We start from the raw sequence: 12946 nt of genomic DNA on the forward strand, positions 1-12946 counted from the left end.
GCGGCCTCGCTGCCGCCGTGTTCCGTCCCGCATAGCGCCGCCAGCGTCGCGACACCTCATGCCGTTGGCGCCGCGTCCGGGCGCGCGGCCTCATATCGCAATCCCCAATGCGGCGTCCTGCGCGATTGCGCCCATTCTCGCCGTGTCTCGCGTCGCGGCTGCCTCGGGCCCGGCACCCGCCCTTCCGCGACCTGAGGGGTGGCCCGCTCGGCCTTTGGCGCCCGAAATCCTCCGTCCCGGTCCGTCTCTTCAACAACCTTTGCTTGCTTCCAGGAAAGGGGCAAGACGCGGGCCCGGCGCAGATGGCCGCGCGCAGGCCGGGGCGGGTGGGGCGCGGATGCGTTTGGGCACGCGTCCGACCGGGAGCCAGGCTTTCGCAGGCGACAATTGTCCCTGCTTGCAATGGTGAAACGGTGAGGATTGTCCAGAGAGGCTGGCGCTTCCGGCGCGGCTTCTGGCGGAGGCGGACAGGCCGGGAGGTCGGTGTCCCCGGTGGCGCCCACGGCAGGGTTGGGGCAGGGGATTTTCAGGCCTTGGGGATGATGGAGGTCGTTTCTGGTCCCGCCGAAGATCGGCGGGAGTTGCATTCGGGGGCGGCTGCCCGGTTTCCGACCCCAAGCCGGGTGGGCTGGCGACTTTGCCGCAGATCGGCAGCGGGGATCCTTGGGGTTCCTTTCCGGTCGCGCCCTGCCGACGCAGCGGCCCATGCCAGAACCTGGCCCGCCCGAATCTGGCCCGCCCGAATCTGACCCGGCCGAGCCCTACCCACGGACCGCCTCGCGCCGCGCCATCCCCCTTCAGGCGGCGGTGAGGCTGAAGGTCACCAGGTTGCGGCCCGAGCTTTTCGACGACAGCAGCGCCATGTCTGCCTCTTCGATCACATGCGAGATGTTGCACCCGCCCTGTGCCACGGGCGGCGCCCCGCCGGGGCTGCTCCAGCGGCAGAGCTTGACGCCGATCGAGATGGTCACGCGCAATTGCGCGCCCGAGGGCAGGTCGATCGGCCGGTCGCCCACGGCGCCGCGCAGGCGTTCGGCCACCTGGCGGGCCTCGTCGGGGCCGGTCTGCGGCAGCGCCACCAGAAACTCCTCGCCCCCCAGCCGGGCCAGTAGGTCGCTGCCCCGCAGGCTGTCGGAAAGCCTGCGGGCCACCTCGGCCAGGACGGCGTCGCCCGCGCTGTGGCCGTGCAGGTCGTTCACCGTCTTGAAACGGTCCAGATCGACCACCATCACCGCGAAATCCGAGCCCTCGTCCAAGGCCTGTTCGGCGATCCCGGCCAGCCGGGGCATGGCGTAGCGCCGGTTGTAGAGCCCGGTCAGCGGATCGACCATGGCCGCGCGCAGCCCGTCCTCGACCGTCGTCCTCAGCCGGTCCTCATGCCGCTTGCGGCGCAGGAGCGCGCGCAGCCGCAGTTCCAGCTCTGCCGGAGGGGTGGCGGCGGTGACCACCTCGCCCGCGTCGAGATCGAAGGCCATGGCGGCCAGGGCGTCATCCTCATCGGGCATGACGATGCAGAAGGCGGTGTGGCGGGTGCCGGGGTTGCTGGCCAGTTGCGACAGCAGTTGCAGCCCGCTTCCGCCGCCCGCCCCCCGCCCCGCCGCGCCGCCGGGAGAGGCCTCGACCCCGCTGCCTCGCGCCCCCACCTCGATCATCATGACCTCGGGGATGATGCCGCGACCGGGCGCGAGCGTCAGCGCCTGCGCCCGGGTCAGCACGGTCAGCCGGTCGCGCAGCCGACCCTTGAGCCGGTGTTTCCAGGTCATGGCGGTCTCGACCCGGAAGGCGAGCAGCCCGATCTGGCCCGCCCCGCTTTCGCCGGTTCCGTCCGGCTCCGTGCCGCCGCCGGGCGCGACGAAGGTGGCGGCGGGCTCGGCCAGGCCCAGAAGGGCGGGGGCCTCGCGGCCCCAGGCGGTGCGGACCACCCGCTCGGTCTCATGCCCGCGGGAGAGGTTGCGGATTCGCGCCAGCAACAGCGCGTCCGAGACGTCGCGCGGCAGCGCGTCGTCGGCGCCCGCCCGCAGCGCGGCGATCCGGCGGGCGCCCCCCTCGGGCCCGTCCGCCCCGGGCGGGCACAGCGCGATCACCGGCACCCCCCGCGACAGCGGATCGGCGCGCAGCGCGGCGATCACCTCTTCGCCGGGGATATCCGGCAGCGACAGGTTCAAAAGCACCATATCGGGCCTTTCGGCCCTGACGGCGCGCAGTCCGCTCTGGCCGTCGGGGGCCAGGACCGGCAGATAGCAGGCGTCGCTGAGCTTCACCTTGTAGACGATCCGGTTGGCGGCCGTTCCGTCGATGATGAGTATCCGTCTGTTCATTCTGAACGATCCGCGACCGGCCGGGATCCGGCGCCGGGGTTGAGGACAGGGTCTTGTGGCCCAATCTGCGACGAGGAAGGTTAATATTCCCTTTCCACGCCCGGGGTCGAGGTTCAGGATAAACCCGAACCCAAGGCCTTTGGTGCTATATTTCCTGATCATTCCGGGGGATTTTCGTGAACGCGCAAGAAACCGCTCAAATTGTCGCATTTCAGGGGCTGGAATGGCTGGCCGAAGACCGGGACCGGATCGAGGCCTTCGTGCTTCAGACCGGAATCGCCCCCCGAGACCTGGCCCGACACGCCGCCGAACCCGAGATGCTGGCGGCGGTTCTGGACTTCCTTCTGGCCGACGACGGCCTGGTGCTGGCCTTTGCCGCCCATGCGGCGCTGTCGCCCGAGGGGGTCTGGCGCGCCCGCGCGGCGCTGCCGGGGGGCGAGGTGCCGAACTGGACCTGACCCTGCCCGCCGCCGGTTGCCTTCGGCCGAGTCGGCGGGCAAGAGTGGCGCCGGACCAGGCAAAGTCCGACGAGGCAAAGGCGGGGGCGTGATGATCGGCGGGATCCTTTTCGACAAGGACGGCACCCTTTTCGACTTCCGGTCGAGCTGGGGACGCTGGGCGGGCGGTTTCCTGGGCGGAATCGCGCGGGACGAGGCACATTTCCAGGCGCTCGCCGATGCCATCGGCTATCTGCCCCGGGCCGAGAGCTTCGCACCCGACAGCATGGTGATCGCCGGGACGGCGATCGAGATCGCCGAGGCGCTCTTGCCGCATCTGCCGGGCGAAACCCCGGGGGGGCTGATCGCGGCCATCGACCGGGCGGCGGCGGATACGCGGATGACCGAGGCGGTGCCGCTGGTGCCGCTGTTCGGGGCGCTGCGCGCGCGCGGGCTGAGGCTCGGCGTCGCCACCAATGATTCCGAGGCCCCGGCGTGGGCGCATCTGGCCGCGCATGGGCTGACGGATCTGGTCGATTACGTCGCGGGCCAGGACAGCGGCCATGGCGCCAAGCCCGGCCCCGGCATGTGCCTGGCCTTCGCGCGGCAGGAGGGGCTGGACCCCGGCCGGGTGGTGATGGTGGGGGACAGCCTGCACGACCTGCGCGCCGGTCGCACGGCGGGGATGCGGGTCGTGGCCGTGCTGACCGGGATCGCCACGCACGAGGACCTTGCGCCCCATGCCGATGCGGTTCTGGCCGATATCGGCGGGCTGCCCGGCTGGCTTGACGGGCTGGGCTGAAAGGGCTCGGCCGAGGGGGGCGAGCGGCGGGATCGCTGTCGGAGGCCCCGATGCCCCGCCCCGGCAGGGCCCGACCCCGATGAGGCCATGCCCTTGCAAGTCTGGGCCCCGGCGCGTGCGTGGCCCTGCGGTCCGGGTCCTGGTGCCTGCGGTCTCCGGCCCCGAGCCCGTCCCGGAGAAAGGCGCCCCGAGAAAGGCGTCAGCCGCGAAGCGCGCGGAGGGCCAATCTCCGCCCGCCTCAGCCGCCCAGCATCTCGGGCGTCAGCGCGTAAAGCCCCTCGGCGCCCTCGCGCGCCTGGTCGAGCAGCGCCGCATGCCCCGGCAGCAGCCGCCGGATCATCACCCGCGCCAGCGCCAGCCGCGCCGGATCGGCCAGCGCCGCCTTCAGATGGGCATGCCCGCCAAGCACCAGCGCAAAGGCGCGCAGATAGGGCAGGGCGCCCGCGAAACGGTCGTTCAGCGGCATCGCCAGCAGCGCCTCGGTGGTCTCGCGCAGGGTCTCGGCGGCCTGCCAGACCTCGGTCGCGAGTTCGGGCAGATCGGCGCGCGCCGCCGCCGCCGTGGTCTCGACCTCATGGATCAGCCGGAAGGCGGCCTCGCCCGCGTCCGAGAGCTTGCGTCCCACGAGATCCATCGCCTGGATGCCGTTGGTGCCCTCGTAGATCGCGGTGATCTTCACGTCGCGCAGATATTGCGCGGCGCCGGTTTCCTCGATGAACCCCATGCCGCCATGGACCTGCACGCCGATATCGGCCACCGTCAGCCCGACCTCGGTGCCATAGGCCTTGGCGATCGGGGTCAGCAGCGCCGCGCGGGCCTGCCAATGCGGATCGGCGGTCGCGGTCGCCATGTCGATCGCCTTGGCGCAGGCCAGGCCGATGGCGCGGGCGGCGAAGACCTGGGCGCGCGCCTCGGCCAGCATGCGGCGCACATCGGCATGGCCGATGATGCCGGGCACGCCCTCGGCCGTGGGGCCCTGCACGCGCTCGACCGCGAAGGCGGTGGCCTGTTGCAGCGCGGCCTCGGCCACGCCCACGCCCTGCATGCCGACGCCCAGGCGGGCGTTGTTCATCATGGTGAACATCGCCGCCATCCCCTTGTGCGGCGCTCCGACCAGCCAGCCGGTGGCGCCGTCGAACTGCATGACGCAGGTGGGCGAGCCGTGGATGCCCAGCTTGTGCTCCAGGCTGACGACCTTGAGGCTGTTGGCCACCCCCGGCGCGCCGTTCTCGTCGGGCAGGAACTTCGGCACCATGAAAAGCGAGATGCCCCGCGTGCCCGCCGCCGCCTCGGGCAGCCGCGCCAGCACCAGATGGCAGACGTTCGACACCAGGTCGCTGTCGCCCCAGGTGATGAAGATCTTCTGGCCGGTCACCGCATAGCTTCCGTCGCCCTTCGGCACCGCGGTCGCGCGCAGCGCGCCCACGTCCGATCCGGCCTGGGGCTCGGTCAGGTTCATGGTGCCCGACCATTCGCCCGAGATCAGCTTCGGCAGGTAAAGCGCCTTCAGCTCTTCCGAGGCGTGATGCTCCAGCGCCTCGATCTGGCCCTGGCTCAGCAGGGGCTTGAGCTGCAGCGCAAGGCAGGCGCCCGCCAGCATCTCGTTCACGCAGGTCGCCAGCGTATGCGGCAGGCCCATGCCGCCATGGTCGGGGCTGGCCGAGACGCCGATCCAGCCGCCCTCGGCGATGGCGCGGTAGCCCCTGTCGTAGCCGGGCGAGGCCCGGACCACGCCGTTCTCCAGCCGGGCCGGGGTCAGGTCGCCCGCGCGGTTCAGGGGCGCCACCTCGGCATCCGACATCCGCGCGGCTTCGGCAAGGATGGCCTGGACGGTGTCGGGCGTCGCCTCGGCGAAGCGGTCGGTCGCGGCGATCTCGGCAAAGCCCACCACATGGTCGAGGATGAATTTCTGATCGGTCGCGGGGGCGCGGGCGGTCATCGCTGGGGTCTCTCCGGCAAGGTCTTGGGCAATGTCTCGGGCGGTCTTCGTCCCGGGCGGTCTTCCGGGCGGCGTCTTCGGGTGGCGGGTCGGTTCGGCATCTGCGCGTCGGGCCGGGGACGGCGGGTCTCGCGCGGATCTTGCCTGGCCGTTCCGGCTCCTCTATGCGGGCCGAAGCTAGTCAAGACGGACCAGGCTGCAAGGTGGACGCTACGTCAGATGGAAGAAACCCGGATCCTTCAGGCCGATGATGCAGGCATCGCAGGCGCCGCACGGCTGCTGCGGCAGGGCGGGCTGGTCGCCTTCCCGACCGAGACGGTCTACGGCCTTGGCGGCGATGCGCGCGACGACCGGGCGGTGGCGCGGATCTTCGACGCCAAGGGCCGCCCGCGATTCAATCCGCTGATCGCCCATCTGCCCGATCTGGCCAAGGCCGAGGAACTGGCGCTGTTCGACGACCGCGCGCGCACGCTGGCGGCGGAATTCTGGCCCGGGCCGTTGACGCTGGTCCTGCCCTTGCGCGAGGGGACGGGGCTTTCGGCGCTGGTGACGGCGGGCCTGCCGACGGTCGCGCTGCGGGTCCCTGCCCATCCGGTCGCCCGCGCGCTGCTGCGCGCCTTCGGCGGGCCCCTGGCCGCGCCCTCGGCCAATCCCTCGGGCCGGGTCTCGCCCACGCGGGCGGCGCATGTGATGGCGGGGCTTTCGGGGCGGATCGAGGCGGTGGTGGATGGCGGGCCCTGCGCGGTGGGGGTGGAATCGACGATCCTGGGCTTCGACCCGGATGGTGGCCCCCGCCTTCTGCGCCCCGGCGGCGTGGCGCTGGAGGCGCTGGAGGCCGCGCTTGGCCGCCCCCTCGCCATCGGCCCCGCCGGGCCCGAGACGGAGACGGAGACAGGCCCGAGGCCGAACGCGCCCGGGCAGCTTGCCTCGCATTACGCCCCGGCGGCGCCGGTGCGGCTTGAGGCGCGGGCGGCGGGCACGGGCGAGATCCTGGTCGGCTTCGGCCCGGTGAAGGGCGACCTGACGCTTTCGGCGACCGGCGATCTGGTCGAGGCGGCGGCGCAGCTTTTCCATATCCTGCGCGAGGCCGATCACCTGGCCGGGCCGCAGGGCGCCATCGCCTTCGCGCCGATCCCCGAAGCGGGGCTGGGCCGGGCGATCAACGACCGGCTGCGCCGCGCCGCCGCGCCCCGACCCTGATCCCGGGCCCTGATCCCCGGCCCTGATCCTCGCGACCGCTTCCGGTCCGAAACGGGCCGGGCGCCGCGATCGCCCTAGCGGTCGATCCGCGCGCCCATGATCGCTATGGATTGCTGATAGACCTTGGCCGCGTTCCACTGCTGGATCACGGCGAAATTCGGCTCGCCCTCCTGATAGCCGAGGCCGGGCTGCCAGCCCTTCTGGCGCAGGAAGTTCGCGGTCGAGGCCATGGCGTCGGTCAGGTTCATCAGATCGACCGTGCCGTCGCCATTGCCGTCGACGCCATAGGTCAGCGCATTGCCGGGCAGGAACTGCGTGTGGCCCAGCTCGCCATGCCGCGCCCCCACCGTGCGCGCGGTGATCGAGCCCCGGTCCACCAGCTTCAGCGCGCCGATCAGATGCGGCGTGAAGAAATCCGAGCGGCGGCAGTCATAGGCCAGCGTGGCGATGGCCGAGACGACATTGGTATCGCCCATGAAACCGCCGAATCCCGTCTCCATGCCGTGGATCGCGATCAGCACGCCTGCGGGCACGCCATAGGCGCGCTCCAGCGAGGCGTAGAAATCGGCGTTCCGCGACTTGCGCGTCCGCCCCTGCGAGACGATGGCGTCGGCGCCGCGCACCTGCATGAATTTCTCAAGCGTGTAGCCGAAGCTTTTCTGGTTGCGGTCGGCCGAGATGGTGGCGGTGGAATAGGACGACCCCATCAGGGCCGAGATCCCCTTCTCGCCCACGCCCGCCGCGCGGGCCTCGGCGGCGAAGACGGGCTTCCATTCCTCGTACCGGCTGCCGGTGTCGGCGCAAAAGGCTGCCAGCGCGGGTTGCGCCGCGCCGAGGAAGGCCAGGCAGGCGGCGGCCAGGCAGGCGGCGCGGGCCGACGGGCGGCGGGCAGGGAGCAGGGAGCGGCGGGCTGGCTGGAAACGGGCGGGCTGGCGGGGTTTGATCGTCACGGGACAGGCACCTTTTGAACGGATTTTCCGCAGTCTAGTGGCAGTTGCGCGGCGATCAAGCGGATTGGCAAGCGGACCGCCCCCGCCGGTGCCGCAAATTCCGGGCAGGTGGGCGCCATAGCAGGTCCGGGGGCCGGCCGCGCCGCCCCCGGATCCCGGAACTCTTGGCTGGCTCGGGGGGGCGCCCCCCCGGCCAATTCTGTCCAGGCCCGTCGGGGCCCGGCTCAAAGCGGCGCCCGGTTCAAAGCGGCGGACGTCCCCGCACCGCCCGCATCACTATCGAGACCACGAAGAGGATGATGAAGACGAAGAACAGCACCTGAGCGATACCGGCCGAGGTCCCGGCGATGCCGCCGAAGCCGAGCGCCGCAGCGATCAGCGCCACCACAAGAAAGGTCAGAGCCCATCCAAGCATGTCGATTCTCCTGTTGTCGGGATGCGCCATGTCGGTGTTCCAGCCCGAGGGCGGGGCAACGAAAGGCGCGGGTTTCGTTGTGGCAGGGCAACGTATCGGCCCGGGATTCGGTTCCCCGCGGTACCGGGGAGGGGGTCTCGCGCGGCGCGTTTTCGGGATGGATTCCGCCGGGTTGCCGCCCCCGGCGCCCGCGCTTGCGATTTTCCCGGGCTGGCGATCCGGGTTGCAGGGGATCGGATGGCCCGCCCTGCAAAGCGTGGAGCTTGCGGCACCGTCTGCCGCTCCGGGGTCCGATCCTTGCCGCGCGCCGCCTTGACTTGCCGCCTTCGCCCGCCTGCCGCCCGCAAAGCCTGCAAGCGTGCAGGGAACCAGACTGCGCCTCGCGCGTTGGGCCCGGCGAGCGGCCTGCGCGCGTCCCGATCCTGCCTTGCCCGCGCCGATCCTTGCGCGCGGCGCTTGCACTCGGGCGCGGGCAGGCGTTTCATGACACCCATGCGCCGCGCCCCTTGCGGGGCCGGATGACCCCAGACGACCCCAGGAGAGATGAATGACCACGACCCGCAAGATCAGAAAAGACACCCGCCGCGCCGCCGAAGCCGCCGGGGATGCGGTCGAGACCGTGACCGACGCCGTGGCCGAGAAGGCCTCGGATGTCGCCGGGGAGATCGGCGCGCGCGCCTCGCGCACCCGCCGCGCCGCTGCCGCCCGCATCGAGGAGGGCAGGGATTCGCTTGCCGAACTGGGCGAGCGTCTGGCCGCGGATCTGGCCGAGCGTCTGCGCGGCGCCGCCGGGGCGGCGCAGGAAACCGCCGCCGCCGTGCCGGTGCGCCTGCGCGAAGGCGCGAACCAGGCCGTGGAGCGGATCCGCGACAACCACCTGGCCGAGGATCTGCGCGGCGCGGTGCGGCGCAACCCGGGGCTTTTCGTCGCGGGCGCCGCGCTGGCCGGTTTCGCCCTGGCGCAGATCCTGCGCGGGCGTTCGGACGACGGCAGGTGATGCAGGCCTCCGATCCCGAGGGCGATCCCGCTTCTGGCCCCAAGGGCGCTTCCGGCGGCGGTCATGCCCAGGCATCGGGGGGCCTCGCGGGCCTTTTCCTCGATGTCCTCGCCGCGCTGTCCCGGCTCTTGCGCGGAGAGATCGCGCTGGCCCGGGCCGAGGCGGCGCAGGCGGGCGCAGGTCTTGCCCGCGCGCTGACGCTGGTCGCGGTGGCGGCGATCGTCGCGCTGGTCGGGCTGCATCTGCTTGCGGCGGCGGCGGTGGCGGGGCTGGTCCGGCTGGGCCTTGCCGAACCCCTGGCCACGCTGCTGGCGGGGGCGGTGCTCATCGCGCTGGCGCTGGTCCTGGTGCTGCGGGCGCGGGCGCGCCTGCGCGCGCTGCCCGACCACCTGGCGCGGGTCCTGGCCCGGTTTCCGGGCGGCGGCGGCGCGCTGGCCACGCGCCCGCCCGCACCCCCGCAGCCGCGCCGAACCGAAACCCTAGGCCATGCAGGAGGACGCGATGACGCGCCCCAGGACGACAGTTGATCCCGGCCCCCGCCGCGATTCCGGGCGGATCGCGGAGGAAATCGAGGCCGACCGCGCCGCCTTCGACCTTGCGCTTGCGCGGCTGCGCGCGAGGCTGACCCAGCCGCTCACGCGCGCGCGGGCGAAGGGTACGGGCGGGGCGACGGGCGGGGCGTTTGCCGCGCGCGCGGGCGCGGTGCTCGCCGATCCCACGCTGCAGGCCGTGGCCCGGCCGCTTGCGCTCGCCGCTCTGGGCGCCGGGATTTCCTGGCTGACGCGCCGGGGGGGCAGGGCGGCCCGGCCGCAGGAGGATCCCGCCTGGCTGGTCGAGGCCGCCGAGGCCCGTGCCCGGGCCGAGGACCTGGCGGACGAAATCCGCGCGGCCGGGGCGGAGGGGCTGCTCTCGCCCTCCGAGGCCGAGCGCAACCTGGCCGAGCTTCGCGCCGCGCGCGAGGCGGACCAGCGCCGCATCATGCTGCGCGGGCTGGAGGGGCTTGCCCCCGAGGAACGTGACGCCGCGCTTTCGCTGCGCGAGGCGCGGGCGGTGCAAAGGTTCGGCCAGGCCCGGCGGCGGGGGGCGGATCGGGGCGATGGGCTGAACCCCGCGCTGACCGGCATCCTGGCCGCCGGGGGCGCTGCGGCGCTGGCCTGGTGGCTGCGGCGCGCGGGTGCGGGTGCGGAGGCCGCGGCGTCGGAAGATGAGCCCCCGCCCTCCGCGCCCTCTCGCGAGGATGCCGCGCTGGCGGAACTGCGCGCGGTGCTGGACCAGGCCATCGCGAAGCTTGAAACCATCGTCCCGGATGAGGATTGACCGCCGCAAGGTGCTGGCCGAATGCGGGCGAGGCCGGAAATCACCCCTCAAATCACCCCTTGCTAGGGCGGTCGAGGTGAGGCCTTCTGAGCTTCTGAGCTTCTGAGCTTCTGAGCTTCTGAGCTTCTGAGCTTCTGAGCTTCTGAGCTTCTGAGCTTCTGAGCTTCTGAGCTTCTGAGCTTCTGAGCTTCTGAGCTTCTGAGCTTCTGAGCGGGGTCGGATCGGGTCTGGCGCGAATGGAAAGGCAGGCGGGATCGGCCTGCCTTTCCCTTTTCGACCTTCCCGCTCCGGCCCAGATCGGCCCAGTGACCTGCCTCCAGTCCTAACAGGCTGCTGGAAAAGTATTTTGGGGCTGTCTTGAAGCGAAAATCTTTCCTGCACGGTAGAAAATTGGACCGAAAACGGCCTGTTTTGGCGCGCTATCGGTCGAATTTCCTGTTTTTGATGCAAGCTTAGGTTGCGCATGACTTTTCCAGCAGCCTGCTAACCGATCCGGCTTGCGCGCCGCATCGCGGTTTCGCTCCGGGGGCGAAGGCCTGCGATGGTCGCCTTTGCGGTTGGCATGGCACGGGACCGGCGCCCGCCGGTTGGGCCGTCAGCCGCCCGCAGGCAGGCGGGCGGTCAGGTCGGCGTTCGGCAGGCCCGGGTGGGGCGTGCCGTCGCCGGGGCCTTTCCCGGTGGTGCTCGCCGCTTCGACCAGACGGGGGGTGAAGGTCACGCCGACCTCGATCTGGCGGGGCAGGTCGGTCACTTCCATCCGCCCCTCCAACTGGGCGACAAAGCCCTTGATCAGCCGCGCCGCGATGATCGAGGGCGTGCCGTCGCGCGCGCCGGTCAGGGTGGCGCGGGCCGAGGGCGGGATCGCCAGCGCCAGCCGCGCAAGCCCGCTCTCGCCATGCGACAGGCAGATCCTGACCGGCGGCGCCTCCGCGTCCAGATCGGCGCTGGAAAAGCACGACAGGATCTCGGCCAGCAGCAGCGCGAGCGGCACCGCCTGCTGCGCGCTCAGCATCAGCGGATCGAGCCGCGCCTCGATTCGGTCGCGCCCCTCGCCGCGCCAGCGGATGGTGCCGACCTTGGCGATCACCTCGGAAATCAGCGCATCCATCGCGACATCGGCGCGCCCGGCGATGCGATAGAGCCCCAGATGGACGGTCGAAAGCCCCATCACCCGGTCGTGGAGGTTGTCGACCAGCGACAGCACCCCGGGGTCGTGGGTCTCGCGCCGGTGCATCCGCAGGATCGAGGCGATCAGTTGCAGGCTGTTGCCGGTGCGGTGATGGACCTCGCGCAGCAGTTCCTCCTTCTGCCGGATCAGGTTTTCCAGCTCGGCCTCGTCGCGCAGGATGGTGGCGGTCATGGTCAGATAGGCCTCGGCCAGCAGCGCGATCTCCTGCGGCGGATCGTCGAGCGCGGGGGCCGGCGCGTTGCGGGTGGCGGTGAAGGTCCTGATCGCGCGCGACAGGCGGCGCAGGTGGCGCAGCACCAGACGCTCGGCCCCCAGCATGGCGACGACCAGCCCGGCGACCCACATCAGCAGAGGAAAGGCGAAAGGGTGCAACTCCAGCGTCGGCAGCAGCCCCTCCCCGGGCGTGGTCTGCCATGTGCCCAGCAGAAAAAGCCCTCCCGCCAGCGGCAGCACGGTGAAAAGCCGCCGCTCGCCCGCCATGTCCGGGGCGAAGAAGCTTTGCCGCCCGCCGGAGGCCAGTTCCGCCAGATCCCGGCCCTGCGGCAGAAGGCGGGTGTCGTTTCCCCCGCTCTCGTCCGAGGCGGTCAGGAGCCTGCCGCCGGTGTCGAAGGTGGTCAGGCCAAGCAACTGCTTGACGCCGTGGAAGATTTCAGCCTGGTCGCCTGCGTCGAAATCGGGGGTGAGCGCGCGATGCGGCATCGAGATGCCGATATAGCCGATGATCTCGCCATCGGCGGCGGCGCCCGCGCGGACCGGATGGCTGACCGACAGCACCGGAATGCCCGAGATCACGCCGTCGCCGCTGGAGGACAGCCCGGGCCCGGTGCGCGCGACGATCTCGCGAAACAGCGGATGGGCGCTGAAATCGCCGCCCGCCCCGCCCGCCACGCAACTGACGATGCCGCTTGCGGGCACGAAGGCCACCACCCGGCGGCGCGGATCGGCGGCGGCGATGCCCTCGACCAGGGCCTGGCAGGCGGCGGCATCGGGCTGGCCCCCGGCCTCCGCCATCTGGCCGATCACCAGCGCCAGCACCTTGGCCGCCTCCTGCGAGGCGCGGATCGCGGCGATCTCGGGCTCGGCGGTGCGCAGGGTCTCGCCCATGGCGGCGAGGCGCTGGCCATTCTCGGCGGTGGAAAGGATGTTGCGGGTCTGGCCGAGCGACAGGAGCCCAAGCGGCAGCAGCGCCAGCATCATCATGAACGCAAGGCGCGGGCCCAGCCCGGAGCGCAGCGCCGGGAGGAAACCCGTGCCCCGCCTTGCCGCAGCCGGTTCCCGGGCAGGCGCCCCGCCAAGCCCCCGCCCGTCTGCGCGCCCCGGAACGTCCGTATCCCGCCCCGGATCGGAACCGGAGGCGGGATCGCGGGCCTTTTCGCCGGAGG

General features: G+C 71.8%; 11 protein-coding genes. 6 read left to right on the forward strand and 5 right to left on the reverse strand.

Annotated elements, in window-relative coordinates:
• Positions 1–797: 797 nt before the first annotated feature.
• Positions 798–2318 carry a diguanylate cyclase gene (locus ABNX41_RS08520; RefSeq protein ID WP_438669293.1) on the reverse strand — a complete coding sequence of 507 codons (1521 nt, stop codon included), beginning with the start codon at positions 2316–2318 and terminating at the stop codon, positions 798–800.
• Between the two features lie 176 nt (positions 2319–2494).
• On the opposite strand from ABNX41_RS08520, the gene ABNX41_RS08525 reads away from it, so the two are divergent.
• Together ABNX41_RS08525 and ABNX41_RS08530 are read left to right on the forward strand one after the other, a co-directional pair.
• Positions 2495–2776, forward strand: coding sequence for a DUF3572 domain-containing protein (locus tag ABNX41_RS08525; RefSeq protein WP_438669294.1), 282 nt, complete (start codon positions 2495–2497; stop codon positions 2774–2776).
• A gap of 91 nt (positions 2777–2867) precedes the next feature.
• Positions 2868–3557, forward strand: a complete 690-nt coding sequence (locus ABNX41_RS08530; RefSeq protein ID WP_438669295.1) for an HAD family hydrolase — start codon at positions 2868–2870, stop codon at positions 3555–3557.
• 238 nt (positions 3558–3795) lie between these two features.
• Here ABNX41_RS08530 and ABNX41_RS08535 read toward each other — a convergent pair whose 3' ends face one another.
• Positions 3796–5496 carry an acyl-CoA dehydrogenase gene (locus ABNX41_RS08535; protein ID WP_438669296.1) on the reverse strand — a complete coding sequence of 567 codons (1701 nt, stop codon included), beginning with the start codon at positions 5494–5496 and terminating at the stop codon, positions 3796–3798.
• A gap of 219 nt (positions 5497–5715) precedes the next feature.
• Between ABNX41_RS08535 and ABNX41_RS08540 the strand changes: the two genes are divergently transcribed.
• Positions 5716–6696: an L-threonylcarbamoyladenylate synthase gene (locus ABNX41_RS08540; RefSeq protein WP_438669297.1), complete on the forward strand. Its 981-nt coding sequence runs from the start codon at positions 5716–5718 to the stop codon at positions 6694–6696.
• 74 nt (positions 6697–6770) lie between these two features.
• Here ABNX41_RS08540 and ABNX41_RS08545 read toward each other — a convergent pair whose 3' ends face one another.
• Both ABNX41_RS08545 and ABNX41_RS08550 read right to left on the reverse strand, forming a co-directional pair.
• Entirely contained in the window at positions 6771–7556 is a 786-nt protein-coding gene (locus ABNX41_RS08545; protein ID WP_438669364.1) for a lytic murein transglycosylase, read from the reverse strand.
• 331 nt (positions 7557–7887) lie between these two features.
• Entirely contained in the window at positions 7888–8061 is a 174-nt protein-coding gene (locus ABNX41_RS08550) for a DUF1328 domain-containing protein (protein WP_438669298.1), read from the reverse strand.
• 547 nt (positions 8062–8608) lie between these two features.
• Between ABNX41_RS08550 and ABNX41_RS08555 the strand changes: the two genes are divergently transcribed.
• Genes ABNX41_RS08555 through ABNX41_RS08565 form a run of 3 tightly spaced genes read left to right on the forward strand, consistent with a single transcriptional unit; the run spans position 8609 to position 10375 of the window.
• Positions 8609–9058 carry a hypothetical protein gene (locus ABNX41_RS08555; protein WP_438669299.1) on the forward strand — a complete coding sequence of 150 codons (450 nt, stop codon included), beginning with the start codon at positions 8609–8611 and terminating at the stop codon, positions 9056–9058.
• Entirely contained in the window at positions 9058–9585 is a 528-nt protein-coding gene (locus ABNX41_RS08560; protein ID WP_438669300.1) for a phage holin family protein, read from the forward strand. The genes ABNX41_RS08555 and ABNX41_RS08560 overlap by 1 nt, the downstream gene beginning before the upstream one ends.
• A complete protein-coding gene (locus tag ABNX41_RS08565; RefSeq protein WP_438669301.1) occupies positions 9560–10375 on the forward strand; it encodes a hypothetical protein in 816 nt (271 codons plus the stop codon). Before ABNX41_RS08560 ends, ABNX41_RS08565 begins: the two co-directional genes overlap by 26 nt.
• Before the next feature lie 595 nt (positions 10376–10970).
• Here the strand turns inward: ABNX41_RS08565 and ABNX41_RS08570 are convergent.
• On the reverse strand, positions 10971–12764 hold the full coding sequence (locus ABNX41_RS08570; RefSeq protein WP_438669302.1) for a sensor histidine kinase: 1794 nt from the start codon (positions 12762–12764) through the stop codon (positions 10971–10973).
• Positions 12765–12946 lie beyond the last annotated feature (182 nt).

The organism is Pseudogemmobacter sonorensis (assembly GCF_042762395.1).
GTDB classification, from domain to species: domain Bacteria; phylum Pseudomonadota; class Alphaproteobacteria; order Rhodobacterales; family Rhodobacteraceae; genus Pseudogemmobacter; species Pseudogemmobacter sonorensis.